The organism is Paraburkholderia lebeckiae (genome assembly GCF_050436325.1).
GTDB lineage: Bacteria > Pseudomonadota > Gammaproteobacteria > Burkholderiales > Burkholderiaceae > Paraburkholderia > Paraburkholderia tuberum.
Genome location: NZ_JBNDLZ010000003.1, coordinates 3,784,802 through 3,811,301, shown reverse-complemented (window position 1 = coordinate 3,811,301; position 26,500 = coordinate 3,784,802). Strand labels below are relative to the sequence as shown.

Below are 26,500 nucleotides of genomic sequence, written 5' to 3'. Positions count from 1 at the left end.
TAGACCGACAAGACAACAAGGAAAGGCCAACAAAGCCAGAACAACGAAAAAAGCGCAAACCCCTGTCCACACCGGCCGCCAGCCGGCAAAAAACCTCGTCCAGCTATAATCAACCCTTCCCCGCCTCCAAAATCCTGCCTTTAACAGAAACATGAGCGACACCCCGAGCGACCCGACCTCGACGCTTGCAAAAAGCTTCGAACCCCACACCATCGAAGCCCACTGGGGCCCTGAATGGGAAAAGCGCGCCTACGCCGCACCCTCCTTCGACGCGAACCGCAAGGATTTCTCGATCCAGTTGCCGCCGCCGAACGTCACGGGCACGCTGCACATGGGCCACGCGTTCAACCAGACCATCATGGACGGCCTGACCCGCTATCACCGCATGCTCGGCGAGAACACGCTGTGGGTGCCGGGCACCGACCACGCGGGCATCGCCACGCAGATCGTCGTCGAACGCCAGCTCGACGCGCAGGGCGTGTCGCGCCACGACCTCGGCCGCGAGAAGTTCGTCGAGCGCGTGTGGGAGTGGAAGCAGCAATCCGGCTCGACGATCACGAATCAGGTGCGTCGTCTCGGTGCATCGATCGACTGGTCGCGCGAATACTTCACGATGGACGACAAGACATCGGCCACCGTGCGCGACGTGTTCGTGCGTCTGTATGAACAGGGCCTGATCTATCGCGGCAAGCGCCTCGTGAACTGGGATCCGGTGCTGCTCACCGCCGTGTCCGACCTCGAAGTGGTCAGCGAAGAAGAAAACGGCCACCTGTGGCACATCCACTATCCGTTGACCGACGGCTCGGGCCATCTGACCGTCGCCACGACCCGTCCGGAAACCATGCTCGGCGACACCGCCGTGATGGTGCACCCGGAAGACGAGCGCTACGCCCACCTGATCGGCAAGACCATCACGCTGCCGCTGTCGAACCGCGAAGTGCCGATCATCGCCGACGATTACGTCGACCGCGAATTCGGCACAGGCGTCGTCAAGGTCACGCCCGCGCATGATTTCAACGATTATCAGGTCGGCCTGCGCCACAAGCTGCCTCAAATCGAAATCCTCACGCTCGACGCGAAGATCAACGACAACGCGCCCGAAAAATACCGCGGCCTCGACCGTTTCGAAGCCCGCAAGCTGGTGGTCGCCGATCTCGAGGCGCTCGGCGCGCTCGAATCGGTCAAGCCGCACAAGCTGATGGTGCCGCGCGGCGACCGCACCGGCGTCGTGATCGAGCCGATGCTGACCGACCAGTGGTTCGTCGCGATGAGCAAGCCGGCGCCCGAAGGCACGTTCAATCCGGGCAAGTCGATCACCGAGACCGCGCTCGACGTCGTGCGCAACGGCCAGATCAGGTTCGTGCCGGAAAACTGGACCACCACGTACTACCAGTGGCTCGAAAACATCCAGGACTGGTGCATCTCGCGTCAGCTGTGGTGGGGTCATCAGATTCCGGCGTGGTACGGCGAGAACGGCGAAGTGTTCGTCGCCAGTACCGAGGAAGGCGCGCGCGCGAAGGCCGTCGCGGCCGGCTACACCGGCGCATTGAAGCGTGACGAAGACGTGCTCGACACGTGGTTCTCGTCGGCTCTCGTGCCGTTTTCGTCGCTCGGCTGGCCGAACCAGACGGAAGAGCTGACGCACTTCCTGCCGTCGTCGGTGCTCGTCACCGGCTTCGACATCATCTTCTTCTGGGTCGCGCGCATGGTCATGATGACCACGCACTTCACGGGCAAGGTGCCGTTCGAAACGGTCTATATGCACGGTCTGGTGCGCGACGCCGAAGGCCAGAAAATGTCGAAGAGCAAGGGCAACACGCTCGACCCGATCGACATCGTCGATGGCATCGACCTCGACGCGCTCGTCGCGAAGCGCACCACCGGCCTGATGAATCCGAAGCTGGCCGCGTCGATCGAGAAGAAGACCCGCAAGGAGTTTCCGGACGGCATTGCGGCGTTCGGCACCGACGCGCTGCGCTTCACGATGGCGTCGATGGCCACGCTCGGCCGCAACGTCAATTTCGACCTCGCGCGCTGCGAAGGCTATCGCAACTTCTGCAACAAGCTGTGGAACGCCACGCGCTTCGTGCTGATGAACTGCGAAGGCCACGACTGCGGTTTCGGCCAGCCGGCGCAATGTGGCGAATGCGGGCCAGAAGGCAATCTGCATTTCTCGCAGGCCGACCGCTGGATCGTGTCGCAACTGCAGCGCGTGGAAGCGGAAGTCGTCAAGGGTTTTTCCGACTATCGTTTTGACAATGTGGCCAACGCCATATACAAGTTCGTATGGGACGAATATTGTGACTGGTACGTCGAACTCGCCAAGGTGCAGATCCAGACGGGGCAGCCGAACCAGCAGCGTGCCACGCGGCGCACGCTTTTGCGTGTGCTCGAAACGGTGCTGCGCCTCGCGCATCCGGTGATCCCGTTCATCACCGAAGCGCTGTGGCAGAAAGTGGCGCCGCTCGCGGGACGCTACCCGGAAGGCAAGGCCGAGGGCGAGGCGTCCATCATGGTGCAGCAGTACCCGGTCGCGGAGCCGTCGAAGCTCGATGAAGACGCCGAGCGGTGGGCGATCGACCTCAAAGCGGTGATCGATGCATGCCGGAATCTGCGCGGTGAAATGAACCTGTCGCCGGCGGTGAAGGTGCCGTTGCTCGCCACCGGTAACGCCGAGCGTCTTCGTACTTTCGCGCCTTACGCTCAGGCACTTGCGCGTCTGTCGGAGGTGCAGATCATCGCCGACGAGGGCGCGCTCGATGCCCAGGCGGATGGCGCGCCAATTGCTATCGTAGGAACGGACAAGCTCGTGTTGAAGGTCGAAATCGATGCAGCGGTCGAACGCGAACGCCTGTCGAAAGAGATCACGCGGTTGAGCGCCGAAATCGTCAAGTGCAACGGTAAGCTGCAGAACCAGGCCTTCGTTGCGAAGGCACCGGCGGCGGTCGTGGAACAGGAGCAGAAGCGGCTGGCCGATTTCGAAGCCACCGTCGGCAAGCTGAAAGCCCAACTGGCCCGCTTGCCGGCCTGACCGACGCGCCCGCCCCCCTCAACGGCGGGCAAGGATTTAACCAGAGGACTCAGGGTATTCACATGCTAAAAGTTACGAAGGCGGTCTTTCCGGTAGCCGGTCTTGGCACCCGCTTCCTCCCCGCCACGAAGGCTAGCCCGAAGGAGATGCTGCCGATCGTCGACAAGCCGCTGATTCAGTACGCGGTCGAAGAGGCGATGGCGGCCGGCATCACCGAAATGATCTTCGTCACGGGCCGCAGCAAACGCGCGATCGAAGACCATTTCGACAAGTCCTATGAGATCGAGGCCGAACTCGAGGCGCGCGGCAAGGACAAGCTGCGTCGAACTCGTGCGCAGCATCAAGCCGAGCCACGTCGACTGCTTTTACGTGCGCCAGGCCGAGGCGCTGGGCCTCGGCCACGCCGTGCTGTGCGCCGAGAAGCTGGTCGGCGACAACCCTTTCGCCGTGATTCTCGCGGACGACCTGTTGTACGGCACGCCGCCCGTGATGACGCAGATGATCGAGGTGTTCGATCACTATCACAGCTCGGTGATCGGCGTCGAAGAGATCCCGCCGCAAGATACAAAATCGTACGGCATCGTCGACGGCAAGGAATGGGAAGACTCGATCATCAAGATGTCGGGCATCGTCGAAAAGCCGGAGCCCAGCGTGGCGCCGTCGAACCTCGGCGTGGTGGGCCGTTATGTGCTGAAGCCGCGTATCTTCGATCACCTGCGCTCCATCAAGCCGGGCGCGGGCGGTGAATTGCAACTGACGGACGCGATCCAGTCGCTGCTCGCCGACGAACAGGTGCTCGCGTACAAGTATCACGGCACACGTTTCGACTGCGGCAGCAAGCTGGGCTACCTGAAGGCGACCGTCGAGTTCGCCCTGCGTCACCCGGAAGTAGCCGCCGATTTCGAAGAATATCTGCGTACCCGCTCGCCTGTTCTCGAAGGCTGACGTCGAAAGTCCGGCTGAAACGAAGAAGGCGCTGTGCCCCTAATAATGGGGGACAGCGCCTTCTTTTTTACATCGAACGGACAGTCTTACCGAACGCGGCTCAACGACGCCGCATCAGAAACGTAAACACCTTGTCATGCGCCGAGCTTTCGACGATCTCGTTGCCGGTCTGCTTCGCGAACGCGGCGAAATCGCGCTGCGAGCCGGGATCGGTGGCGAGCACCTTGAGAATCTGGCCGCTTTCCATGTCGGCGAGCGCCTTTTTGGCGCGCAGGATGGGCAGCGGGCACATGAGCCCGCGCGCATCGACTTCCTTGTGAATCTGAATTTGCATCGACGATGACCTTCGGGACGGGGCGTCGCTGACAACGCCGGACAGAGGGTCAAATTCTACAGCAGGCGGAGCAGCGGCGCCGGGCATCGCCACGACGCCCATTTCCACGCGCGAGCCGTGCCGCGCGCCGTTACAGCGTCACCGCCTCACCGCTTTGCAGCGACTCGCGCAGCGCCACGCCGATGCGCGTCGCTTCGAGCGCATCGGCGAGCGTCGCGCCACTCTGTGCCGCGTCGCCCCTCCCCGGCCCTTTTTGCACCGATGCGACGAACGCGCGTGCCTCGTGCAGAAACGCGTCCTCGAACCGGTCGAAAAAGTTCGGCGTGCACTCGTTGCGAATGCCGGTCGCGTCGTAGATCTCGACGCGGTTCGCGCGCGGATTGCGGCCGATCGTCAGCGCGCCCGCCGTGCCGATCACTTCGCTATGCGTATCGTTGCCGTGCGCCTGGGTGCGCGACGCGTAGAACATCGCGAGCTTGCCGCCCTCGAATTCGCAGATCGCGACACCGTTGTCGACGTCGCCGAATTCGCGCAGACCGTCGTGCAGCGCGATCGTGCCCGCCGCGAACACGCGCGTCGCGCGCGGCTTGCCGAGCAGCCAGCGGGCGACGTCGATGTCGTGCACCGTGCAGTCGAGAAAGATGCCGCCCGAGGTCGCCGCGAAGCGCACGAAGAAACCGTCGTCGTCGTTTTTATCGCTGGTTTGCGAGCGCACGAGGAACGGCCGGCCGATCTGGCCGGCGGCGATTTTATCGAATGCGTCGCGGTAGCTCGGATCGAAGCGGCGCATGAAGCCGATCGTCGCCTGCAGGTGCGGATAGCGCGCCGCTTCGGCCAGCACGCGCTCGCATTCGGCGACATCGAGCGACAGCGGCTTTTCGCAGAACACATGCTTGCCGGCGCGCAACGCGTCGACGATCTGCTGCGCGTGCAGCGACGACGGCGTGACGAGCCATACCGCGTCGACGTGCGGATCGGCGAGCAGGTCCGTGTAATCGGCGTAGAGACGCGGTTCGGGTAGTGCATCGCGCGCCCATGCGAGCTCGTCTTCGAGCGGGCTGCATGCGGCCGCGAGCGTCGCGCCCGGCACGCGATACGCGAGATTCTCCGCATGCCGCTTGCCGAGCCGCCCAAGGCCGACCACGCCGAGCCGCAAGCGTTCCGTGGCGGGCTTCATCACGCTGCCTCGCCGAGTTTGACCGCGCGGCCCTCGCGCCACGAACGCGTCGCGGCTTCCGCGAGTTCGAGCGCTTTCAGGCCATCCGCGATGGTCGTGCGCACCGGCTTGCCGTGCGTGACCGCGTCGAAGAAATGCGCGATTTCGAGCGCGTACGCCGCGCGATAGCGTTCGAGAAAGAACGCCTCGGGCACGTCGGTCGACACTTCCGTCTTCGAGTAAGCGGTGACCTCGGTCGGCCGCATGTTGCCCGCCTGCAGCATGCCGGTGCTGCCGAGCACTTCGAAGCGCTGGTCGTAGCCGTAGGCAGCGCGCCGCGCGGTGTTGATCTGGCACAGCCGGCCGCGCTTCGTGCGGATCGTCACCGCGGTCGAATCGATGTCGCCCGCGTCGGCGATCGCGGGGTCGGTGAGGCAACTGCCGGTGGCGTGCAGCGTGTCGGCTTCGTCGTCGAGAATCCAGCGACAGATGTCGAAGTCGTGAATCAGCATGTCCTTGAAGATGCCGCCCGAGTGCCGGATGTACTCGACCGGCGGCGCGCCCGGATCGCGGCTCGTGACGACGAGCATTTCCGGCGTGCCGATCTCGCCCGCGTCGAGACGCGTTTTCAACGCCGAAAACGTCGGATCGAAGCGCCGCTGAAAGCCGATCATGCACACGACACCGGCGCGCTCCACCGCTTCTGCGCACATCCGCGCGCGCTCCAACGTGAGATCGACCGGCTTCTCGCAGAACACGTGCTTGTTCTGCGCGGCCGATTTGACGATCAGGTCCGCATGCGTGTCGGTGCTCGAACAGATCACGGTCGCACCGATCGATGCATCGCCGATCGCGCCGTCGCTATCCGCAACCCGCGCGCCATGCTGCGCGGCGAGCGCGGCGGCCGCCTCGCGATTCACGTCGACCACGTATTTGAGCCGCACGCCGGGCTGCCGCGCGAGATTCGCCGCATGGATCTTGCCGATGCGCCCCGCGCCGAATACGGCGACGTCGATCGTGTTTACCGCGTCAGTCATCGTAGCCTCCAGTGTCGTTGGATTCTTCAACGTTCAGTTCGAGCTTGTACGCGAGCGCGATGAAGAGCGCCTGGCACAGGCAGATCGTGCTGGTCAGCGAGCGGAACGCGAACGCGCTGCCCTCTTTCACGTACAGCTGCGTGCTGGCGTAGCGTGCGAGCGGCGATAGTTGGCTATCCGTAATGACGAGCGTCTTCGCCTGAAGATGATGCGCGACGCGCAGACAGTACTGTGTCTCCTTGCCGTACGGCGCGAAGCTGATCGCAATCACCACGTCGCCCTTCCTCACACTGCGGATCTGCTCGCGATACATGCCGCCGAAGCCAGACACCAGATGCACGCGCTTGTGCGTGTGCTGCAACGCATAGACGATGTAGCTCGCGACCGGAAACGAGCGCCGCACGCCGATTACGTAGATATTGTCGGCCTGCTGCAGCATCTTCACGGCGGCGTCGAACTGCTTGTCGTCGAGGCCCGCTTCGAGTTCTTCGAGGCCGCCGCGCGACGCGGCGATGAACTCGCGCGCGACGGCGCCGCCCGACAAGGTGCCGGGCTTCTCGTCGATCAGCTTGCGAATGCGCTGCTGATAGCTCGACGACGACACGCCCTGCTCCGTATACGCCTGACGAAACACCGCCTGCAGATCCGAAAACCCGGAAAAGCCGAAGCGCTGCGCAAAGCGCACGACCGCCGACGGATGCACGGCGCAGCTCGCGGCGATATCGCTGGTGCGATCCATCATCACGCTCGAGCGATGCTGCTCGATGTACGTCGCGACGCTTTTCAATTGCCGCGGGAGCGACTCGTAGGTATCCGCGATGCGCTGCATCAATTCGTCGACGCTCGGCAACGCTTCTTCGGTGATCTGTTCCGCCATGACTGCCTCTCGGGGTTTCCTGCAATGCGGCAGACGCGCCCGCGGCCCGCCGCAACGTGCATCCGACGTTGCCGAGTATAGGCGGCCGCCCCGTTAAATGGAACGTATTTTCCATTTTTATTTCTCATGAAATTTTCTTTGCAAGGCTTCGGAAGATGACCTACTCTTGGTCGTGAGCGATGGCGCTTCGGCCTCGTTGTCTGGGTCATCGGAATGGAAAGCCGCCCGCCAGTCGCTCCCTCAATAACGAACGACAGACCGAGAAAGGTGGAGACAATGAGACTTTGCAGAGGCAAGGCAACGCTCAGGATTCTGGTGACGGCGTTGACGTTGGCGACGGGATTCGGCGCGGCCTCGGCCGCCCGCGCGGCGGACGCCCACTTCGTGCTGATCAGCCACGCGCCGGATTCGGACTCGTGGTGGAACACGATCAAGAACGCGATCAAGCAGGCCGACGAGGACTTCAACGTTCAGACCGACTACCGCAACCCGCCGAACGGCGACATCGCCGACATGGCGCGTCTCGTCGAGCAGGCGGCCGCGCGCAACTACGACGGCGTGATCGTGTCGATCGCCGACTTCGACGTGCTGAAGAGCTCGATCGCGAAGGTCACCGAGAAGCACATTCCGCTCGTCACGATCAATTCGGGCACCGAGGAGCAAAGCGCGAAGCTCGGCGCGATCATGCACGTCGGCCAGCCCGAGTTCGCGGCCGGCAAAGCCGCCGGAGAAAAGGCCAAGGCCGCCGGCATCAAGTCGTTCCTGTGCGTGAACCACTACGCGACGAACCCGGCTTCGTTCGAACGCTGCCGCGGTTTCGCCGAAGCGATCGGCGCCAACTTCAAAACCTCGACGCTCGACACGGGTCAGGACCCGACCGGCGTGCAGTCGAAGGTCAGCGCGTTCCTGCGCAATCACCCGGATACCCAGGCGGTGCTGACGCTCGGTCCGCTGTCGGCCGATCCGACGCTGAAGGCGCTGCAGCAGATGGGCCTCGCCGGCAAGATCTGGTTCGCGACGTTCGACTTCGACAGCGACATCGCGAAGGGCATCCAGGACGGCACGATCCAGTTCGCGATCGACCAGCAACCGTACTTGCAGGGCTATATCCCGGTTGCCGTGCTCGCGATCGTGAAGAAGGACCACACCACCGATCCCGCCAAGATCCGCGAGATTCTGCAGGCGAATCCGAAGTTCAAGGAACGTCTTGCGACCTACGGACTCACGCCGTCGTATGGGCCGCGCAATATCGGCTCGGGTCCGGGCTTCATCACGAAGGCCAACGTCGACAAGGTGCTGAAGTACGCCGGCCAGTACCGCTGAACGCACGGCAACGCATCGCATCGCGCGCCTAAGCCGCCGCGCCGGCGGCAAGGTTAAAAGGCAGTGACCGGCGGGACGCATGGCGTCTTGCCGGCGCTCGCCTCCGCAGCGGATTCGCAAACGCCCACGGCATTGCGCCGACCCGCCGGTCGCGGGCGTATCAAGGAGAGCTTCAATGGGTGTCGCCGACCTGTTTCATCCCCATCACCGCAAGCAACCGCCGCCTGATCCGCAGGACCCGGCGAAGTCTGCTGCGACGACCGCCTCGCAATCCGCTGCCGTCGACGAACGCGTGCGCGAGGAATCCTGGTTCCGCCATCTGCTCGGCCGACCGGAATTCGCGGCGCTCGCCGGCACCGTGATGGTGTTCATCGTGTTCGGCGTGGCGGCCGGCAACTCGGGGATGTTCAACCTCGACGGCGTGATGAACTGGTCGCAGGTCGCCGCCTATCTCGGTCTGATCTCGGTCGGCGCGTGCCTGCTGATGATCGCCGGCGAGTTCGATCTGTCGATCGGTTCGATGATCGGCTTTGCCGGCATGATGGTCGCGCTGCCGACCATGTACTTCCACTGGCCGATCTGGCTGGCGATCGTGTTCGCGTTCGTCGGCTCGATGCTGCTCGGCGCGCTCAACGGCTATCTGGTGATGCGCACGCGCCTGCCGTCGTTCATCGTCACGCTCGCGTTCCTGTTCATACTGCGCGGTCTCACGCTCGCGCTATCGGTGATGTTCGCCGATCGCACCATCATCTCCGGCGTCGGCGACGTCGCGCGTCAGGACTGGTTCGCGCACACGTTCTTCCAGGGCGTCGCGTTCAGAGGTCTGTTCGTATGGCTCGGCCACCTCGGCCTCGTGAAGATGCTCGACAACGGCACGCCGCTCGTGCCGGGCATTCCCAAGGTGCTGCTGTGGTGGCTCGTGCTCGCCGTGGTCTGCGCGTTCACGCTCGCCAAGACGCGCTTCGGCAACTGGATTTTCGCGGTCGGCGGCGATGCCAACGCCGCCAAGAACGTCGGCGTGCCGGTGCGTCGCGTGAAGATTTCGCTGTTCGTGCTGACCGCGTTCTGCTCGGCCCTGTATGCAGTACTTCAGGTGTGCGACATCGGTTCGGCCGCGGCCGACCGCGGTTTGCAGGCGGAGTTCGAGGCGATCATCGCCGCGGTGATCGGCGGCACGCTGCTGACAGGCGGCTACGGCTCGGTGATCGGCGCATGCTTCGGTGCGCTGATCTTCGGCGTCGTGCAGATCGGCATCACATACACCAACGTCGATTCCGACTGGTTCCGCGTGTTCCTCGGCGTGATGCTGCTGTTCGCCGTGCTGTTCAACCACTATGTGCGCGGCCGCGTCGCGGCATCGCGCTAGACGGAGGTTCCTGATGAACACCCCCGAACAGAACACCGACGACATCATTTTGTCGCTGGAAAACGTCAGCCGTTATTTCGGCAACATCATCGCGCTGAACGACATCACGCTGCGCCTCATACGCGGCGAAGTACATTGCCTGCTCGGCGACAACGGCGCCGGCAAGTCGACGCTGATCAAGACGCTCGCAGGCGTGTATCAGCCGAGCAAAGGCACCTACCGGGTGGACGGCAAACCGGTGCACTTCACGTCGCCGAAAGACGCGCTCGATCTCGGTATCGCAACCGTCTACCAGGATCTCGCGCTGGTGCCGCTGCTATCGGTCGCGCGCAATTTTTTCATGGGCCGCGAGCCGCAGAAAAAGCTGTTCGGCCTTCTGAACGTGATGGACCTCGAAACCTGCGCAACCACCGCGCGCGACAAGCTCGCCGAAATGGGCATCAACGTGCGCGACCCGCATCAGCCGATCGGCACGATGTCGGGCGGCGAGCGTCAATGTCTGGCGATTGCGCGTGCGATCCACTTCGGCGCGCGCGTGCTGATTCTCGACGAACCGACCGCCGCGCTCGGCGTCAAGCAGAGCTTCAACGTGCTGAAGCTGATCCACAAGGCGCGCGCCAAAGGCATCTCGGTGATCTTCATCACGCACAACGTGCACCACGCGTATCCGATCGGCGATTCGTTCACGCTGCTCAATCGCGGCCGCTCGCTCGGCACGTTCACCAAACAGACGATCAGCAAGGACGAAGTGCTCGACATGATGGCCGGCGGCGCCGAGATGCAGAAGATGATCGGCGAACTCGAAGGCGCGACGATCTGACCGATTCGCGCGGCACGGCCGGCCTCGGCGCGTTTCGCCCGGCTGGCCAACGCGCACCCACCGCGCACTGTTACTCAGGACTATTCATGGCTCACTCCAGCACCTCCAGCGGTAACGCAGCGGGCAGCCGGTTCGCGCCGGGGCGCGCCCGCGACATCGTGTGCCTCGGCCGGCTGGCCGTCGATCTGTACGCACAGCAGGTCGGCGCACGGCTCGAAGACGTGTCGAGCTTCGCGAAGTATCTCGGCGGCTCGTCGGCGAACATCGCGTTCGGCTGCGCGCGGCTCGGGCTTGCCGCAGCCATGCTGGCGCGCGTCGGCAACGATCACATGGGGCGCTTCCTGACGGAGACGCTCACGAAGGAAGGCTGCGACGTGAGTCGCGTGCGCATCGATCACGATCGGCTGACCGCGCTCGTGCTGCTCGGCCTGAAGGACCGTGACACCTTTCCGCTGATCTTCTACCGCGAGAACTGCGCGGACATGGCGGTCGACGAGGCCGACTTCGACGAGGCGTTCATCGCGTCGTCGAAAGCGCTGCTGATCACCGGCACGCATTTCTCGACCGAGCAGGTCAATCGCACGAGCCGTCGCGCGCTCGACTACGCGCGTCGCAACGACGTGCGCACCGTGCTCGACATCGACTACCGCCCGGTGCTGTGGGGACTCACGGGCAAGGCCGACGGCGAGACGCGTTTCGTGGCGAGCGAAGGCGTCAGCGCGCATTTGCAGCGGATTCTGCCGCTGTTCGATCTGGTGATCGGCACCGAGGAAGAGTTTCGCATCGCCGGCGGCAAGACCGACCTCGCCGACGCGCTCGCGATGGTGCGCGCGGTGACGCCGGCCACGCTCGTGCTGAAACGCGGGCCGCTCGGCTGTCAGATCATCGACGGCGAGGTGCCTGCATCGCTCGACGATGCGCCGGTTCATGGCGGCGTCGAAGTCGAAGTGCTGAACGTGCTCGGCGCGGGCGACGCGTTCGCTTCCGGCTTCCTGTCCGGCTGGCTGCGCGATCAGCCGCTCGACGCCTGCGCGCACGCCGCGAATGCGAGCGGCGCGCTGGTCGTGTCCCGGCACGGCTGCGCCCCGGCGATGCCGACCCCGGCGGAGCTCGACTACTTCCTCAGCGAAGCACAGGCCGATCCGCAGCGGATGCGGCGCCCGGATCGCGATGCGAAGCTCGCAAGACTGCATCGCGTGTCGCCGGCGCGCAAAGCGTGGCACGAGGTGCTCGGCTTCGCTTTCGATCATCGCAACTCGTTCTTCGAACTCGCTCAGCAGACCGGTGCCGACGAAGCGCGCATTGCCCGGTTGAAGGGCCTGTTCGTCGAAGCGGTCGCGCAAACCGAACGTGCATTGAACTTGCAGGGACGCATCGGCGTACTGATCGACGACCGCTATGGTCAGGACGCGCTGAATGCCGCGACCGGTCGCGGCTGGTGGATCGGCCGCCCGGTCGAACTGCCCGGCTCCGTGCCGCTCGTGTTCGATCATGGTCGTTCGATCGGCACCACGTTGATCGCGTGGCCGCAGGAACACGTCGTGAAATGCCTCGTGCAGTTTCATCCCGACGAGCCGATCGAGCAGCGGCTCGAACAGGAGGCGCAACTGCGCGCGCTGTATAACGCGACCCAGGCAAGCGGCCACGAACTGCTGCTCGAAGTGATTCCTCCGAAGCATGCGGCGCTGCCGCAGGGACCGGACATCGTGTATCGCGCGTTGAAGCGCCTGTACAACCTCGGCATCTACCCCGAGTGGTGGAAGCTCGAACCGATGGACGCGGCGCAATGGCAGGCCATCGACGCGCTGATCGCCGAGCGCGATCCGTATTGCCGTGGCGTCGTGCTGCTCGGTTTATCGGCGGCGGTCGAGCAATTGAGCGAGGGCTTTCGCGCGGCCGCGCAAGCGGCGACGTGCCGCGGCTTCACGGTCGGCCGCACGATCTTTCACGAACCGAGCCATGCGTGGCTCGCCGGTGAAATTGGCGACGACGAACTGATCGCGCGTGTGCGCCTCACGTTCGAAACGCTGATCGCCGCGTGGCGCGGTGCGCGCGGCGAACCGGCGGCGCACGGCACACCTCATCACGCTCATCAGGAGCAGGCCGCATGAACGAGCGCATCATGCATGACGACACCCCATCCGCCAGCGGCGCGACGCAAGCGCACGCGCCTGCGCGCACCGGCGGCACGATTCGCCTGACGATGGCGCAGGCGCTCGTGCGCTATCTGGCCGCGCAGCGCGTCGCCAGCGAAGACGGCACCAACGTCGAACCGCTGTTCGGCGGCGTGTTCGCGATTTTCGGTCACGGCAACGTCGCGGGCATCGGCGAGGCGCTGTATCAGCATCGCGACGCGCTGCCGACGTTGCGCGCGCACAACGAGCAGGCGATGGCACACAGTGCGATCGCCTACGCGAAGGCGCACTTTCGCCGCCGCATGATGGCCGTGACGACGTCGATCGGCCCAGGTGCCACCAATCTGCTGACCGCGGCCGCGCTCGCGCACGTGAACCGTTTGCCGGTGCTGCTGTTGCCCGGCGACATCTTCGTGTCGCGCGCGCCCGATCCGGTCTTGCAGCAGGTCGAGGATTTCAACGATGGCGGCGTATCCGCGAATGACGCGTTCAAGCCGCTGTCGCGCTACTTCGACCGCATCGTGCATCCTGCGCAATTGCTGAGCGCGCTGCCGCGCGCGATCCGCGTGCTCACCGATGCCGCGTTGTGCGGCCCCGTCACGCTGGCGCTGCCGCAGGACGTGCAGGCGCAGGCGTGGGACTTCCCGGAGGACTTTTTCACGCCGCGTGTCGTGCGCTTTCACGCACCCGCGCCGCGTAGCGACGATATCGACGCCGCGTGCGCGCGCTTGCGGCACGCAAAGCGTCCGTTGATCGTCGCGGGCGGCGGCGTGCTGTACAGCCGCGCGGCAGATGCGCTGCACCGCCTCGCGAGCGCGCATGGCGTGCCGGTCGCGGAAACGCAGGCCGGCAAAAGCTCGCTCGCGTGGAACGATCCGCTGAATGCAGGCGCGCTCGGGGTGACCGGCTCAGCGGCTGCCAACGCGCTTGCGCATGACGCCGACTGCGTGCTCGCGCTCGGCACGCGGCTGCAAGACTTCACGACCGGCTCGAACACGCTGTTCACGCAAGCCGACGTGATCGCGATCAACGCGAACGGATTCGACGCGCTCAAGCATCGCGGCTTCGTCGTCGAAGCCGATGTGAAACTCGCGCTCGATGCGCTAACGGGGCCGCTGCAAGGCTGGCACGCCGAGCGCAGCTGGACCGCGCGCGCACACAAGCTCGCTGCGAGCTGGCGCGACACCGTGCAAACGCTCACCCATGCGCCGCAACGCGACGCGGTACTGCCCTACGAGGGCGACGTGATCGGCGCGGTGCAGCGTTCGAGCGCGCACTCGCCGACCGACGACATCGTCGTCTGCGCGGCCGGCACGCTGCCCGCCGATCTGCACAAGCTATGGCGCGCGGGCCGGCCCGGCGCGTATCACGTCGAATACGGCTATTCGTGCATGGGCTACGAGATCGCGGGCGGCCTCGGCGTCAAGCTCGCGCGGCCCGAGCGCGAGGTGATCGTGATTCTCGGCGACGGCAGCTATCTGATGATGAACAGCGAGATCGCGAGCTCGGTGATGCTCGGCGCGAAGCTGATCGTCGTCGTGCTCGACAATCGCGGCTTCGGCTGCATCAATCGACTGCAACAGGCTTGCGGTGGCGCACCGTTCAACAATCTGCTCGACGATTGCGTGCACGCACCGGAAGGCGCGCCGCGCATCGACTTCGCCGCGCATGCGCGCGCGCTCGGCGCACAAGCCGAGCATGCGCGCAATCTCGCCGAGCTCGAAGCGGCACTGCAACGCGCGCGCGCGGCGCGAGGCACGTACGTGATCAGCATCGACACCGACCCGGCTCGCACCACCGAAGACGGTGGCTGGTGGTGGGAAGTCGCGGTGCCCGAAGTATCGACGCGCACCGAGGTGCGCGACGCCCGCGCGAAGTACGACGCGCAGCTCGCCGCGCGCGCGGCGCCGTCCGCGACGCCTGCGCCGTCACAGGGCGCCGATCACGACTGAGAACCATGAGGACTCCGGCATGACTGCTTTCGACGTACGCATCGGCATCAACCCGCTGTCGTGGATGAACGACGACCTGCCGTCGCTCGGCGGCGAGACGCCGCTCGAAGTCGCGCTGACCGAGGGTCGCCAGATCGGCTATCAGGGCTTCGAACTCGGCAACAAGTTTCCTCGCGAGCCGCAGGCGCTGAAAACGCTGCTCGCGCAATACGACCTCGCGCTCGTGTCCGGCTGGTACTCGGGACAACTGGCCAGGCGCAGCGTCGCCGAAGAAATCGACGCGGTCGGCCCGCATCTGGAGTTGCTCGCGCAGAACGGCGCGACCGTGATGGTGTATGGCGAAGTCGCCGATTCGATCCAGGGCGCGCCGCGCCCGCTGTATCAACGGCCGCGCTTTTTCAGCGACGCGCAATGGGCCGGCTACGCGGCACGCGTCGATGAATTCGCGCGTTATACGCTGAGTCGCGGCGTGCGGCTCGCCTATCATCATCATATGGGCGCGTACGTCGAAACGCCGGCCGACGTCGACCGGTTGATGGCGCGCACAGGCGACGCGGTCGGCCTGCTGTTCGACGCCGGGCACATCACGTTCGCGGGCGGCGATCCGTTGGCCGTGCTCGACCAACACATCGCGCGCGTTTGCCACGTCCACTGCAAGGACGTGCGCCCCGCCGTGATGAAGCTCGCACGCAATCGCAACTGGAGTTTTCTCGATGCGGTGATCGCCGGTGCGTTCACGGTGCCCGGCGACGGCGCGGTCGATTTTCCCGCGCTGATCGACCGGTTGAAGCGGCATGGTTACTGCGGCTGGCTCGTCGTCGAGGCGGAGCAGGACCCGGTGGTCGCGCCGCCGTTCGACTATGCGCAGAAGGGGTACGGAACTTTGCGGGCGCTCGTCGATGCGCCCCTCGGCAAGGAGGCAGCATGAGCTTATTGGTGAAGGCAGAGCGCGAAGGCCAGACGATCGCGCGCGTGACGCCGCAGTCGGCCTGCTGGCGCTATGTGGGATTCGCCGCGTACCGGCTCGGCGCGAACGAACTGGTCTACGTGTTCGAGCCGGCGCGCGAAGCGTGCATCGTCGTGCTGAGCGGCGCGGTCGATATCGAAACGCCGGGCACGACGTGGAGCTCGCTCGGTTCACGCGACAGCGTGTTCGAAGACGCGGCGCCGTACGCGGTGTATGTGCCGCCGAATGTGCGCGCGACGGTGCGCGCGTGCCGCGACGCGGAGATCGGTGTCGCTAGCGCGCCGGCCAAGGGCGAGTATCCGGCGCGGCTGATCGAGCCGGCGTCGATGAAGCGCTCGACGCGCGGTAAGTCGCTGAATACGCGTTACGTGTGCGACATTCTTCCGCACACCGAGCCGGCGGAATCGCTGCTGGTGGTCGAAGTGAGAACGCCGGGCGGCCACGCGTCGAGCTACCCGCCGCACAAGCACGACACCGACAATGTCCCACTCGAAAGCTCGCTCGAAGAAACCTATTACCACCGGCTCGATCCGCCGCAAGGCTTCGCATTCCAACGCGTGTACACCGACTCGCGCGATATCGACGAATCGATGGCCGTCGAGGATCACGACGTCGTGATGGTGCCGCGCGGCTATCACCCGGTCGTCGTGCCGTACGGCTACGACTCGTATTATCTGAACGTGATGGCGGGCAGCCAGCGAGTCTGGCATTTCCATAACGATCCGGCGCACGAATGGATCATCAACAAGGATGCTTGACTAATTTGTTCGTAGTCGCGCGTCAGCCAACTCCGAGCCATTCGCGCATCACGTCGTCGCGCGACATAAACGACGCCAGCGCGCCGTCGAACACGATCTCGCCGTGCCCCATCACCGCGACGCGGCACGCCATGTCCCGCGCGATCACGAGCCTCTGCTCGATCAGCAACATCGCGACGCCACGCTCGCGCAGCGCGTGCAGACAGGCGGCGACCTGCTGCATCACGAGACTCGCGAGCCCTTCGCCGGGCTCGTCGATCAACAGCAGATCGGGATCTCCGAGCAGCGCCCGCGCGAGCGCGAGCATCTGTTGCTCGCCGCCCGACAGCGCGCCGGCGCGCGTGCGCTTGCGCTCGGCGAGCACCGGGAACAGCGCGTACGCGTCGTCGAGCGTGAAGCGCGGCGCTCGGCCGCGCGCACGCGATGCGGCGGCCGGCGCAATGCCGAGCAGCAGGTTTTCATGCACGCTCAGCGCGGCGAACACATCGCGATGCTCGGCCACATAGCCGAGCCCGAGCCGCGCGATCTCGAACGTGCGCCGACCGGCGAGCGAACGCCCCGCGAAACGCAGTTCGCCCTCGCAGCGCACGAGGCCCATGATCGCGCGTGCGAGCGTCGAGCGGCCCGAGCCGTTGCGGCCGACCAGCGCGACCACTTCGCCGGGCTCGATGCTCAGCGTGACGCCGTGCAGCGCCTGGCTCGCGCCATACCACGCATTCAGGTCGCAAATGTCGAGCAGCGCGCTCATCGGCCTGCTCCGTGGTCCGGTTCGTCACCCGCTCGCGCGCCTGAGCCGACGTCGAAGCGTTCGCCCAGATACGCGGCCCGTACCGCCGCGTCCGCGCGAATCGCGGCCGGCGATCCACTTGCGATGATGCGCCCCTGCACCAGCACCGAAATGCGATCGGCGATCGCGAACACCGCATCCATGTCGTGCTCGACCATCAGCAGCGTGCGGCCGGCGGTGGTGTCGCGGATCAGCTCGATCGCGCGCGCCGCTTCCGCGCGGTTCATGCCCGCCGTCGGTTCGTCGAGCAGCAGCGTGTGCGCGCCGCCCGCGAGCGCGATGCCGAGGTCGAGCGCGCGCTGCTCCGCGTAGCTGAGCGTGCCGGCCGCGACGTCGCGGCGCGCGCCGAGGCCGACCGCGTCGAGCACGTCGGCGGCGCGCGCATCGACCGCGGCCGTGCCGGTCAGACGCTGCCACCAGCGCGTGCGATCGCGCTCGGCAAGCTGCGCCGCGCAGCGCAGGTTGTCGAACACGGACAGCCGCGCGAACACGCTGGTGCTCTGAAAGCTGCGCGCGACGCCACGGCGCGCGATCGCGGCCGGCGCGAGCCGCGTGATGTCCGCGCCGAACAGGTGGATACGCCCCGCGCTCGGCCGCGCGCCGCCCCCGATCAGGTTGAAGAGCGTTGACTTGCCCGCGCCGTTCGGGCCGATCAGCGCGTGCCGCTCGCCTGGCTCGATCGCGAGATCGACGCCGCGCAGGATTTGCGTCGAGCCGAAACGCTTTTCGATGCCGTAGAGCGCGAGTGCGGGGATCATCGTGCGGCTCCGGGGAATCGTGCCGCGCGTGCGTGGGCCGTGACGCGCGCATGCGCGCGCAGCGCGTGGCGCGTGGTCAGCGCAGCCAGAGCGGCGAGCGCAACGAGCGCCAGCACAAGAGGAAGCGGCGAGGCGGCAAGCGGCGACAGCAGCGGCGCGATGGTGGCATCGGTACCCGCGCCAGCGCCCGCACCTGCACCGGCGCCGAACAATGCGCCGAACAACACACCTGAAGCCGCACCCTCGTCCGCGCCGAACTGCGCCGCATAAGCCCACTGCACCGCGAACACGATGGCCGCGAGCCACAGCAACCCCGCCGCCGCGCTCCACCAATACGCGGCGCGGCAACGTCGCCAGCCGTTGGCGGCAATCCGCACCGTCTGCCGCGAGGCAAAGCCGGCGAGCCCATCCGGCGCGGCCAGCACGACGACGACGAAGAACAGCCCGAGGTAGAACAGCCACGCCCGCGTGACACTGGCGACCACCACGCTGAAAAACGTCAGCACGATCGCCCCCGCGACCGGCCCGAAGAACACCGCCGTGCCGCCGATCACGGTCGCGATCAGCACCGCGCCCGAGCGCATCATGCCGACGCTCTCGGTCGATACGAGTTCGATATTGATCAGCCCGAGCGTGCCCGCGACGCCCGCGAAAAACGCCGACAGCACGACCACGCCATAGCGAACCCGCCGCGGATAGCAGCCGATCGCCGCCGCGCGCGCCGGGTTGTCGCGCACGGCGTTCGCGAGCCGCATGAACGGTGTGCGCGACAGCGCGAACATCGCGACACTGGCGACGACGCACCACAGCGCGATCAGCGCATAGGCCTCGCGCGCCGGACCGAAGCTCCAGCCGCCGAGGACTGGCCCGCTCGCGCGATCGATCGCAACGCCCGCCTCGCCGCCGAACCAGTCCGGCAGCGTCCACGCGGCCGCGACGACGAGCTCGCCGAGACCGAGCGTGATCATCGCGAATGCGGTGCCGGCTCGGCGCGTCGCGATGAAGCCGAACAGCACGCCGCACAGCGCGCCGCCGATGCCGCCGACCAACGGCAGCAGCACGAGCGGCATGCCGCCCGCGTTGAACACCCGCGCGGCGATCAACGCGCCGAGCCCCGCATAAGCGGCGTGCCCGAACGACAGCAGCCCGGTCCCGCCGAGCAGCAGGTTGTACGACAGCGCGAACACGATCATCGTCGCGCTTTGCGCGAGATACGCGAGCAGCCAGCTGTGCGGCCAGATGAAAGGCGGTACGGCCAGAAAGGCGACGAGCGCGAGCCACGGCGCGAGCGCACGGCCGCCCCCGCGAGGCGGCACCTCGCTTTCCATCGCGTCTGACGACCCGCCCCGCTTACGCATGATCGTCACGCCGTCCGAACAGCCCGCGCGGCCTCGTCGCCAGCACTGCGACGAGCAGCAGGTACGGCAGCAGCGGCGCGAGTTGCGCGAGCGTCAGCGCGTCCCATTCGGGCGGCAGCACCGCGCCGGCGAGCGACACCACGTCGCCCAACGACAGATCGCTCGCGACCGCCAGCGTTTGCAGGCACCCCACCAGCAGCGACGCGACGAGCGCGCCGCTCAGCGACCCGAGCCCGCCGATCACGACCACGACGAACACGATCGAGCCGAGCGACTCCGCCATCGCCGGCTCGATGACGAATAGCGGCGCGCCGATCACGCCGGCCAGCGCGGCGAGCGCGGTGCCGGCCGCGAACACGCCGGTGAACACGCGCGGCACGTCGTGCCCGAGCGCTTCGACGGCCTGCGCATGCGTGAGCGCGGCGCGCACGATCAAGCCAGTCTTCGACACGCGCAGCATCGCGACGAGCGCCGCGAGCATCGCGAGCGACACCGCCATCATGAACGCGCGGTAGCGCGTGAAGACCGCGCCGTACAGCGAGAACAGCGGACCGTCGAGCACCGCCGGAATCTTCGCCGACAGCGAACCGAGCCCCCAGCCGAGCTTGACGAGTTCGCCGAGCAGATAGGCGGCGCCGAACGTCAGCAGCAGTTCGGGCAGATGCCCGTGCCCGCGCACGCGCCGCAGCAGCCAGCGTTCGAGCGCCGCGCCGAGCAGACCGACGAGGAGCGGCGCGACCACCAGCGCGCTCCAGAAGCCGGCGCGCGCCGCCACCGAAAAGCCGACGTACGCGCCGAGCATATAGAAGCTCGCATGCGCGAAGTTGAGCACGCCGAGCATGCTGAAGATCAGCGTCAGCCCGGCCGACAGCATGAACAGCAACAGCCCGTAGCTCAGGCCGTTGAGCAGAGTGATGATGAACGACTGCACGCGTCTAGTCCGCCGGCCCGACGACGCACAACGGTTCGAGCGCCGCGCGCAGCTCGGCGGGCAGGTTCACGGGACGACGCGTCGCGCGATCCACGTAGACGTGCACGAAGTGCCCTTGCGCGGCGGGCTCGGCGTCGCCGTCGCGAAATAGCCCCACCTCGTAGCGCACGCTCGACGTGCCGAGCCGCGCGACGCGCAAGCCCGCGTCGACGCGATCGGGAAACACGAGCGGCGCGAAGTAGTTGCACTGCGTCTCGACGACCAGCCCGATCGTCGTGCCGTGCTCGAAATCGAGTACGCGCGCGCGGACCAGATACTCGTTCACGACGGTGTCGAAATAGCTGTAGTAGACGACGTTGTTCACGTGGCCGTAGACGTCGTTGTCCATCCAGCGCGTGGTGATCGGCAGGAAGTGCGGATATGCGGCGCGGCCGGCGGGGGCGGGTTTGTTCATCGAACGTGGCGGTTGGTGGATGCGAGAATCACAGCGACTCGGTCAGCATGCGGCGATAGTCGTCGGCGCTCGCCTCGCGCGGATTCGTGCGATGACAATGGTCGACCAGCGCGCCCTGCACGACCTTGTCGAACATGCTTTCGTCGACGCCCATTTGCCTGAGGCCGGTCGGCAGTCCAAGCCGCGCCGTCATGTCGAACAGCGCATGCGCGAGATCCGCATGCTCGGGCACCCCCATCACGCGACGCATGCGCGCATAGCGACGCTCGGCCACCACGCTCGGCGCGCGCTCGTTGAAGCGCAGCACCGCGGGCAGCACGACCGCGTTCAGCGTGCCGTGATGCAGCGACGTGCGGCCGTTCACCTTCAGGCCGCCTAGCGGATGCGACAGCGAGTGCACACAGCCGAGGCCCTTCTGGAACGCCATCCCGCCCTGCATCGACGCGCTCATCATGTTCAGGCGCGCCTCGCGATCGCGGCCGTCCGCGCACGCGCGCTCGATGCTGTGCCACGCGCGTTCGAGGCCGTCGAGCGCGATACCGTCGGCGGGCGGATTGAAGGCCGGCGCGAGGAAGGTCTCGATGCAATGCGCGATCGCGTCCATGCCGGTCGCGGCGGTCAGCCCCGGCGGCAGGCCGAGCGTGAGACCGGGATCGCACAGCGCCGATTTCGGCAGCAGATTCCACGAGTGAAAGCCGAGCTTGCGGCCGTCGTTCAGAATCACGATCGCGCCGCGCGCGACTTCGCTGCCAGTGCCGGCCGTGGTCGGAATCGCGATCAGCGGCGCGACGGCGTCGGTGATCTTCGCGCTGCCGCCTTCGATCGTCGCGTACTGCGTGAGCGGCCCCGGATGCGTGGCCGCGATCGCGACGCCCTTCGCGAGATCGATCGACGAACCGCCGCCCACCGCGATCAGCCCGTCGCAGCGCTCGTCGCGATACACCTGGGCGGCCGCGAGCACCATTTCCTCGGTCGGGTTCGACGGCGTGTCGTCGAACAGCGGCACGTCGCCGAGCTTCAGCGCGTCGAGTGCCTGCCGCGCGATGCCGGCCGCGACGACGCCCTTGTCGCTGATCACCAGAGGCCGCTCGATGCCGATGCGCGCGCACTCGGACGACAGTTGCGACAGTGCGTCGTAGCCCAGATGAATGTGGGTCAGGTAGTAGATGTAGGCCATGCCGTTTCTCCCTGAGCGTGCGCTCATTGACCGCCGATTGACGTGGATGATCGGTTCGGTGATGCGTCGATGGATCTGCCGGGTCGTGTGGTGTCGCGTGGGTTGTGGGCTGTCTCCATGTTGGCTGTGATTTCTGCGTCGTCTGTGTGCTGGCTGATGTTGCGGCTCGGTGGGCCGAACGCCTCACTGCCCCGGCCGCTCGACGAATTCGAACGGCAACCCGCGTCGCCGCATCCATTCGCCGAGCGCCTGGCCGGTGCCCGCGCGCCACGGCCGCAGCTTCGCGGGCTCGACGAGCCGGTATTCGAGCAGCTCGGGCGACAGCGCGATCGTCCCATGCGCCTTCACGTGATACGCGATGATCAGCTCGTTCTTGCGGATGAATTCGTACACGCCGATCAGTTCGACCGACTCGGCGTGCAGCGACGTCTCCTCCATCACTTCGCGCGCGATGCCCTGCTCCGGCGTCTCGCCGTTTTCGAGGAAGCCGGTGATCAGCGCGAACATGCCCTCGGGCCACGCCGCATTGCGCGCAAGCAGGATCTTGCCCTCGTACTCGACGATCGCCGCGACGACCGGCAGCGGGTTATTCCAATGGACGTAGCCGCACCCGGTATCGGGACAGCTCTGACGGACGCGGCCGCCCTCGTGGTCGGGGTCGGCGCGTTCGGTCAGGGGTTTCGCGCAGCGGGGACAGAATCGGTACTCGGTCATGGCGGGGGACGTCTCTTTGTTTCGTGTTTTCTGGCAGGTCGCAGTCAGGCGGCCTTGCTTGTGTGCCGATGGGTACGTCGAGGCGCCGGGGCAATTCAGGTTCCAGCGACCTCACGCGTCTTCCATCACGCGACGCACAGCTCACGCACCTCGGCGGCGAAACGCTCGACCGTGTCGGGCTGCGTGTCCCACGCGCACATCAGCCGGCAACCGCCCGCGCCGATGAACTCGTAGAACTTCCAGCCGCGCGCGCGCATCGCCTTCGCGGCATGCGGCGGCAACTGCGCGAACACCGCGTTCGATTCGCTCGCAAACATGATGCTCACGCCGGGGATTTCCTGCAACCGCGTCTCCAGCAGACGCGCCATCGCGTTCGCGTGACGCGCATTGCGCAGCCATACGTCGTTGTCGAGCAGGCCGAGCCACGGCGCGGAGATGAAGCGCATCTTCGATGCGAGCTGTCCCGCCTGCTTCAGCCGATAGGCGAAATCGTCGGCGAGCGCGCGGTCGAAGAACACCACCGCCTCGCCGACCGGCAAGCCGTTCTTGGTGCCGCCGAAACACAGCACGTCGACGCCCGCGCGCCACGTGATTTCCGATGGATGCACGTCGAGTGCGGCGACCGCGTTCGCGAAGCGCGCGCCGTCCATGTGCACCTTCATATGACGACGCTTCGCGATCGCCGCGATGGCGCGCACTTCCTCGACGCTGTAGACGGTGCCGACCTCGGTCGACTGCGTCAGCGTGACGACCTTGGGCTTCGGATAGTGGATATCGGCGCGCCGCGTGACGATGGACTCGATCGCATCGGGTGTGAGCTTGCCGGCGATGCCCGGCGCCGTGAGCAGTTTAGAGCCGCCTGAAAAGAACTCGGGACCGCCGCATTCGTCGGTCTCGATGTGCGCGAGTTCGTGGCAGATCACCGAGTGGTACGACTGGCACAACGACGCGAGCGCGAGCGAATTGGCCGCCGTGCCGTTGAACACGAAGAACACTTCGCAATCGGTCTGAAACAGGCCGCGCAGACGGTCGCAGACCTGGTTGGTCCAGGAGTCGTCGCCGTAGGCCGGCTCGTGGCCGCTGTCGTTGGCGGCGATCAGCGCGTCGAGCGCTTCGGGACAGATGCCGGCGTAGTTGTCGGACGCGAAATGTTGCATGGTCGAGCGACGCGCCCGGCGACAGGCGCGAGGGAATGACGGAAAGCGGTCATTTTAGTGTGCTCGTGCGAGATTTGTTTTCGAGTCCTAGCTGCAACCGCAATCCGGCGCGCGGCCACGGCGTGGGCCACGCGGCATGCGCGTCACTGCGATCAGTCCCGCCGCCCCCGCCAGCAGCGCGCCTGCGGCTAGCCACAGCGCCAGCGAAAACGACCCCGTGTGCGCGGCAATCGGCCCGGCCACCAGGGGACCTGCGATCTGACCGATGCCATAGGCGGCCGTCGCATAACCCATCAGCCCGGCCGCGTCGTCGCCGCGCAGACGCCGCGCCTCGCGCATCGCGAATAGCGTGATCGCGGTGAACGGCAGGCCGATCAGGATGCTGCCGAGCGAGAACCCGCCCGCCGTCGGCCATACGATGCCCAGCGCAATGCCGAGCGCCTGCAGCACATACGAGCCCGCGAGCAGCGCGCGGTTGTCCCAATGCACGGGCAAACGCGCGGCGAGCAACGCGCCGACGATCAGCGCCGCACCGAGCATCGGCCAGAACAGGTCCGGCCACGCCGAGCCCGGCAACGCGTGGCGCGCGATGACCGGCAGAAAGGTCGCGGTGATGATGTAGCCGAAGCCCGGGATACCGTAGAGCAGGACCAGCCAGAACGCGTCGGCGCGGTGGACGGCATGGCTCGTCTCAATGCCGGCAGTACGAGGCGGCTGGTTTGCGCTGGCGCGCGATCCGGTGGCGGGCTTTGCGGTTGCGGAGCTTGCAGCGCCAGGCTTCGCTGTTCCCGCACGCCGCGCTTCGCCAAACACCGGCCACACCAGCACCGACAGCACCGCGCCGATCACCGCGAAGCCGATCCATCCGACCACCGCGCCATAGCCACCCGCGACGCTGACCAGCAAGCCAGTGCCGACGATGCCCACGCCCGGTCCCGTATAGATGACGCCGCTCCACGCATGCGCGCCGAGTTCGGCGAGCCGCCGCAAGCCCCACTGCGACGCGAACACGAAGGTCCACGCGCTGACCGCGCCGGCGACGAAGCGCACCAGCGCCCACGCCCAGAACTGGCCGGTGACGCCCATCGCGAGCGTCAGCAGCACGGTCGCAGCAAGTCCGACGCGCACCATCCGCGCGGGCTCGATCCGCAGCGCCGCGCACGTCATCGCGCCGGCGAAATAGCCCGCGTAATTGAACGACGCGAGCCAGCTGCCATGCTGGATATCGATCTGCGGCTGGCCGAGCGCGGCGCCGTGCAGCATCAGCGGCAGCAGCGGCGTGAATGCGAAGCGCCCGATACCGAGCGCGACGGCCAGCGTGACCATGCAGGCGAGCGCCGCGCGCCGGGCGGCGTGCGGCTCGTGGAAGCGCGGGTACGCGTGGGAAGCGAGATCGTTCATGATCGGACGGGCAAACGGCGATGGTATGAATCCATACTAGCTTGACCTTTGAATCACAAAAAATGAATAATTAGGATGTTATTCATCGCCAGGAGAGAATCATGGATCTGGCCGCTCTGACCATTTTTCGCGCGGTCGTGCGCGAAAACGGCGTGACGCGCGCCGCGGCAAAGCTCAATCGCGTGCAATCGAACGTGACCACGCGCATCAAGCAGCTCGAGGAGCAGCTCGGCACCGAGCTGTTCATCCGCGACGGCCGCCGGCTCGTGCTGACGCCGGCCGGCGAGACGCTGCTGCCCTACGCGGAACGGCTGCTCGCGCTCGCCGACGAGGCGCGGCACGCGGTGCGCGAGGATCGTCCGAGCGGGCGTCTGCGTCTCGGCACGATGGAAAGCGTCGCGGCGACGCGTCTGCCGGGCCTGCTCGCGCAATATCACCAGCAATGGCCGGCCGTCGAACTGGAACTGGAGACCGGCACGACCGCCAGGCTGATCGAGCGGGTGCGCGAGTTCGAGGTCGATGCGGCGCTGGTCGCGACGCCCCTCGATCCGGCCACGCTCGGCGATCTGTTCGAGACCGTGCCGATCTTCCGCGAGGAACTCGTGATGCTGACGCCGCGCGGTCATCGGCCGATCCGCGAAGTGCGCGACATCGCGCTATCGACGCTGATCGCGTTCGAGCGGGGCTGCGCGTATCGCGCGTATATCGAGAAGTGGTATCTGGAGCACGGCACGCGGCCGCAACGAGTACTGGAACTCGGCTCGTATCACGCGATCGTCGCGTGCGTGGCGGCCGGCGCGGGCGTCGCGGTCGCTCCGCGCTCGGTGCTCGATCTGCAGACCGACACGAGCAATATCGCGGTGCACGAATTGCCCGATATCGGCATGATCGACACGCTCCTGGTGTGGCGACGCGGGCATTTTTCGTCGGCGCTCAATGCGTTGCGACGCACGCTGGTGGCGTCGCAGGAAGGGGCGGCCGAGGTGGATCCGGTGGCGGCCGCGGATGCGAATGTGGTCTGATCGTTGAATCCGCCCCGGCAACAAGGTTCGGCGCAACCCG

The 26,500-nt window shown here is 66.3% G+C and carries 22 protein-coding genes and 1 pseudogene; 10 read left to right on the top strand and 13 right to left on the bottom strand.

The window, feature by feature from the left end; all coding sequences use genetic code 11:
- Window positions 1-151 precede the first annotated feature (151 nt).
- Both OKW44_RS35640 and galU read left to right on the top strand, forming a co-directional pair.
- Complete coding sequence (locus tag OKW44_RS35640; protein WP_018421184.1) at window positions 152-3,031, top strand: valine--tRNA ligase; 2,880 nt, start codon at window positions 152-154, stop codon at window positions 3,029-3,031.
- 62 nt (window positions 3,032-3,093) lie between these two features.
- Window positions 3,094-3,976 (top strand): annotated as a pseudogene (galU, locus tag OKW44_RS35635) (UTP--glucose-1-phosphate uridylyltransferase GalU).
- 100 nt (window positions 3,977-4,076) lie between these two features.
- On the opposite strand, the gene OKW44_RS35630 reads toward galU, so the two are convergent.
- The 4 genes from OKW44_RS35630 to OKW44_RS35615 all read right to left on the bottom strand — a co-directional run bounded on the left by OKW44_RS35630 (window position 4,077) and on the right by OKW44_RS35615 (window position 7,380).
- Window positions 4,077-4,304: a sulfurtransferase TusA family protein gene (locus OKW44_RS35630; protein WP_026225937.1), complete on the bottom strand. Its 228-nt coding sequence runs from the start codon at window positions 4,302-4,304 to the stop codon at window positions 4,077-4,079.
- Between the two features lie 136 nt (window positions 4,305-4,440).
- On the bottom strand, window positions 4,441-5,487 hold the full coding sequence (locus OKW44_RS35625) for a Gfo/Idh/MocA family oxidoreductase (protein ID WP_018421186.1): 1,047 nt from the start codon (window positions 5,485-5,487) through the stop codon (window positions 4,441-4,443).
- Complete coding sequence (gene iolG, locus OKW44_RS35620; protein ID WP_018421187.1) at window positions 5,487-6,503, bottom strand: inositol 2-dehydrogenase; 1,017 nt, start codon at window positions 6,501-6,503, stop codon at window positions 5,487-5,489. The genes OKW44_RS35625 and iolG overlap by 1 nt, the downstream gene beginning before the upstream one ends.
- Entirely contained in the window at window positions 6,496-7,380 is an 885-nt protein-coding gene (locus OKW44_RS35615) for a MurR/RpiR family transcriptional regulator (protein ID WP_018421188.1), read from the bottom strand. The genes iolG and OKW44_RS35615 overlap by 8 nt, the downstream gene beginning before the upstream one ends.
- A gap of 276 nt (window positions 7,381-7,656) precedes the next feature.
- Here OKW44_RS35615 and OKW44_RS35610 point away from each other — a divergent pair, with 276 nt between their 5' ends.
- The 7 genes from OKW44_RS35610 to iolB all read left to right on the top strand — a co-directional run bounded on the left by OKW44_RS35610 (window position 7,657) and on the right by iolB (window position 16,701).
- Window positions 7,657-8,703: a sugar ABC transporter substrate-binding protein gene (locus OKW44_RS35610; protein WP_026225938.1), complete on the top strand. Its 1,047-nt coding sequence runs from the start codon at window positions 7,657-7,659 to the stop codon at window positions 8,701-8,703.
- Window positions 8,704-8,878: 175 nt separating this feature from the next.
- On the top strand, window positions 8,879-10,069 hold the full coding sequence (locus tag OKW44_RS35605) for an ABC transporter permease (RefSeq protein ID WP_018421190.1): 1,191 nt from the start codon (window positions 8,879-8,881) through the stop codon (window positions 10,067-10,069).
- 13 nt (window positions 10,070-10,082) lie between these two features.
- The gene (locus OKW44_RS35600; protein ID WP_018421191.1) at window positions 10,083-10,889 is read left to right on the top strand and encodes an ATP-binding cassette domain-containing protein; all 807 of its coding nucleotides are present in this window, start codon (window positions 10,083-10,085) and stop codon (window positions 10,887-10,889) included.
- 86 nt (window positions 10,890-10,975) lie between these two features.
- Window positions 10,976-13,000 (top strand): bifunctional 5-dehydro-2-deoxygluconokinase/5-dehydro-2-deoxyphosphogluconate aldolase, encoded by a 2,025-nt coding sequence (locus tag OKW44_RS35595; protein WP_018421192.1) that lies wholly within the window; start codon window positions 10,976-10,978, stop codon window positions 12,998-13,000.
- Window positions 12,997-14,976, top strand: a complete 1,980-nt coding sequence (iolD, locus tag OKW44_RS35590) for a 3D-(3,5/4)-trihydroxycyclohexane-1,2-dione acylhydrolase (decyclizing) (RefSeq protein WP_018421193.1) — start codon at window positions 12,997-12,999, stop codon at window positions 14,974-14,976. Before OKW44_RS35595 ends, iolD begins: the two co-directional genes overlap by 4 nt.
- 19 nt (window positions 14,977-14,995) lie before the next feature.
- Window positions 14,996-15,904 (top strand): myo-inosose-2 dehydratase, encoded by a 909-nt coding sequence (iolE, locus tag OKW44_RS35585; RefSeq protein WP_018421194.1) that lies wholly within the window; start codon window positions 14,996-14,998, stop codon window positions 15,902-15,904.
- Window positions 15,901-16,701, top strand: a complete 801-nt coding sequence (gene iolB / locus OKW44_RS35580) for a 5-deoxy-glucuronate isomerase (RefSeq protein ID WP_018421195.1) — start codon at window positions 15,901-15,903, stop codon at window positions 16,699-16,701. Before iolE ends, iolB begins: the two co-directional genes overlap by 4 nt.
- 22 nt (window positions 16,702-16,723) lie before the next feature.
- Here the strand turns inward: iolB and OKW44_RS35575 are convergent, their stop codons facing one another.
- From OKW44_RS35575 to OKW44_RS35535, 9 genes are all read right to left on the bottom strand, one after another.
- The gene (locus OKW44_RS35575; protein ID WP_018421196.1) at window positions 16,724-17,449 is read right to left on the bottom strand and encodes an ABC transporter ATP-binding protein; all 726 of its coding nucleotides are present in this window, start codon (window positions 17,447-17,449) and stop codon (window positions 16,724-16,726) included.
- The gene (locus OKW44_RS35570) at window positions 17,446-18,246 is read right to left on the bottom strand and encodes an ABC transporter ATP-binding protein (RefSeq protein WP_018421197.1); all 801 of its coding nucleotides are present in this window, start codon (window positions 18,244-18,246) and stop codon (window positions 17,446-17,448) included. The genes OKW44_RS35575 and OKW44_RS35570 overlap by 4 nt, the downstream gene beginning before the upstream one ends.
- The gene (locus OKW44_RS35565) at window positions 18,243-19,604 is read right to left on the bottom strand and encodes a branched-chain amino acid ABC transporter permease (RefSeq protein WP_035471029.1); all 1,362 of its coding nucleotides are present in this window, start codon (window positions 19,602-19,604) and stop codon (window positions 18,243-18,245) included. Before OKW44_RS35565 ends, OKW44_RS35570 begins: the two co-directional genes overlap by 4 nt.
- On the bottom strand, window positions 19,597-20,535 hold the full coding sequence (locus OKW44_RS35560; protein ID WP_018421199.1) for a branched-chain amino acid ABC transporter permease: 939 nt from the start codon (window positions 20,533-20,535) through the stop codon (window positions 19,597-19,599). The genes OKW44_RS35565 and OKW44_RS35560 overlap by 8 nt, the downstream gene beginning before the upstream one ends.
- A 4-nt stretch (window positions 20,536-20,539) precedes the next feature.
- Window positions 20,540-20,989 carry an acyl-CoA thioesterase gene (locus tag OKW44_RS35555; protein ID WP_018421200.1) on the bottom strand — a complete coding sequence of 150 codons (450 nt, stop codon included), beginning with the start codon at window positions 20,987-20,989 and terminating at the stop codon, window positions 20,540-20,542.
- A gap of 28 nt (window positions 20,990-21,017) precedes the next feature.
- Window positions 21,018-22,166: a 4-hydroxybutyrate dehydrogenase gene (gene gbd / locus OKW44_RS35550; protein ID WP_018421201.1), complete on the bottom strand. Its 1,149-nt coding sequence runs from the start codon at window positions 22,164-22,166 to the stop codon at window positions 21,018-21,020.
- 183 nt (window positions 22,167-22,349) lie between these two features.
- Window positions 22,350-22,880 carry an NUDIX domain-containing protein gene (locus OKW44_RS35545; RefSeq protein WP_018421202.1) on the bottom strand — a complete coding sequence of 177 codons (531 nt, stop codon included), beginning with the start codon at window positions 22,878-22,880 and terminating at the stop codon, window positions 22,350-22,352.
- A gap of 125 nt (window positions 22,881-23,005) precedes the next feature.
- Window positions 23,006-24,037, bottom strand: coding sequence for a threonine aldolase family protein (locus OKW44_RS35540; protein WP_018421203.1), 1,032 nt, complete (start codon window positions 24,035-24,037; stop codon window positions 23,006-23,008).
- A gap of 87 nt (window positions 24,038-24,124) precedes the next feature.
- Entirely contained in the window at window positions 24,125-25,438 is a 1,314-nt protein-coding gene (locus tag OKW44_RS35535; protein WP_018421204.1) for a YbfB/YjiJ family MFS transporter, read from the bottom strand.
- 101 nt (window positions 25,439-25,539) lie between these two features.
- Here OKW44_RS35535 and OKW44_RS35530 point away from each other — a divergent pair, with 101 nt between their 5' ends.
- Window positions 25,540-26,460, top strand: a complete 921-nt coding sequence (locus OKW44_RS35530) for a LysR family transcriptional regulator (protein ID WP_018421205.1) — start codon at window positions 25,540-25,542, stop codon at window positions 26,458-26,460.
- Window positions 26,461-26,500: the final 40 nt, after the last annotated feature.

Excerpts from the sequence above, each read along its gene's own strand:
- OKW44_RS35640 (WP_018421184.1), top strand. The coding sequence starts at position 152 with ATGAGCGACACCCCGAGCGACCCGACCTCGACGCTTGCAAAAAGCTTC.
- OKW44_RS35625 (WP_018421186.1), bottom strand. The coding sequence starts at position 5,487 with ATGAAGCCCGCCACGGAACGCTTGCGGCTCGGCGTGGTCGGCCTTGGG.
- iolG (WP_018421187.1), bottom strand. The coding sequence starts at position 6,503 with ATGACTGACGCGGTAAACACGATCGACGTCGCCGTATTCGGCGCGGGG.
- OKW44_RS35615 (WP_018421188.1), bottom strand. The coding sequence starts at position 7,380 with ATGGCGGAACAGATCACCGAAGAAGCGTTGCCGAGCGTCGACGAATTG.
- OKW44_RS35610 (WP_026225938.1), top strand. The coding sequence starts at position 7,657 with ATGAGACTTTGCAGAGGCAAGGCAACGCTCAGGATTCTGGTGACGGCG.
- OKW44_RS35605 (WP_018421190.1), top strand. The coding sequence starts at position 8,879 with ATGGGTGTCGCCGACCTGTTTCATCCCCATCACCGCAAGCAACCGCCG.
- OKW44_RS35600 (WP_018421191.1), top strand. The coding sequence starts at position 10,083 with ATGAACACCCCCGAACAGAACACCGACGACATCATTTTGTCGCTGGAA.
- OKW44_RS35595 (WP_018421192.1), top strand. The coding sequence starts at position 10,976 with ATGGCTCACTCCAGCACCTCCAGCGGTAACGCAGCGGGCAGCCGGTTC.
- iolD (WP_018421193.1), top strand. The coding sequence starts at position 12,997 with ATGAACGAGCGCATCATGCATGACGACACCCCATCCGCCAGCGGCGCG.
- iolE (WP_018421194.1), top strand. The coding sequence starts at position 14,996 with ATGACTGCTTTCGACGTACGCATCGGCATCAACCCGCTGTCGTGGATG.
- iolB (WP_018421195.1), top strand. The coding sequence starts at position 15,901 with ATGAGCTTATTGGTGAAGGCAGAGCGCGAAGGCCAGACGATCGCGCGC.
- OKW44_RS35575 (WP_018421196.1), bottom strand. The coding sequence starts at position 17,449 with ATGAGCGCGCTGCTCGACATTTGCGACCTGAATGCGTGGTATGGCGCG.
- OKW44_RS35570 (WP_018421197.1), bottom strand. The coding sequence starts at position 18,246 with ATGATCCCCGCACTCGCGCTCTACGGCATCGAAAAGCGTTTCGGCTCG.
- OKW44_RS35565 (WP_035471029.1), bottom strand. The coding sequence starts at position 19,604 with ATGCGTAAGCGGGGCGGGTCGTCAGACGCGATGGAAAGCGAGGTGCCG.
- OKW44_RS35555 (WP_018421200.1), bottom strand. The coding sequence starts at position 20,989 with ATGAACAAACCCGCCCCCGCCGGCCGCGCCGCATATCCGCACTTCCTG.
- gbd (WP_018421201.1), bottom strand. The coding sequence starts at position 22,166 with ATGGCCTACATCTACTACCTGACCCACATTCATCTGGGCTACGACGCA.
- OKW44_RS35545 (WP_018421202.1), bottom strand. The coding sequence starts at position 22,880 with ATGACCGAGTACCGATTCTGTCCCCGCTGCGCGAAACCCCTGACCGAA.
- OKW44_RS35540 (WP_018421203.1), bottom strand. The coding sequence starts at position 24,037 with ATGCAACATTTCGCGTCCGACAACTACGCCGGCATCTGTCCCGAAGCG.
- OKW44_RS35535 (WP_018421204.1), bottom strand. The coding sequence starts at position 25,438 with ATGAACGATCTCGCTTCCCACGCGTACCCGCGCTTCCACGAGCCGCAC.
- OKW44_RS35530 (WP_018421205.1), top strand. The coding sequence starts at position 25,540 with ATGGATCTGGCCGCTCTGACCATTTTTCGCGCGGTCGTGCGCGAAAAC.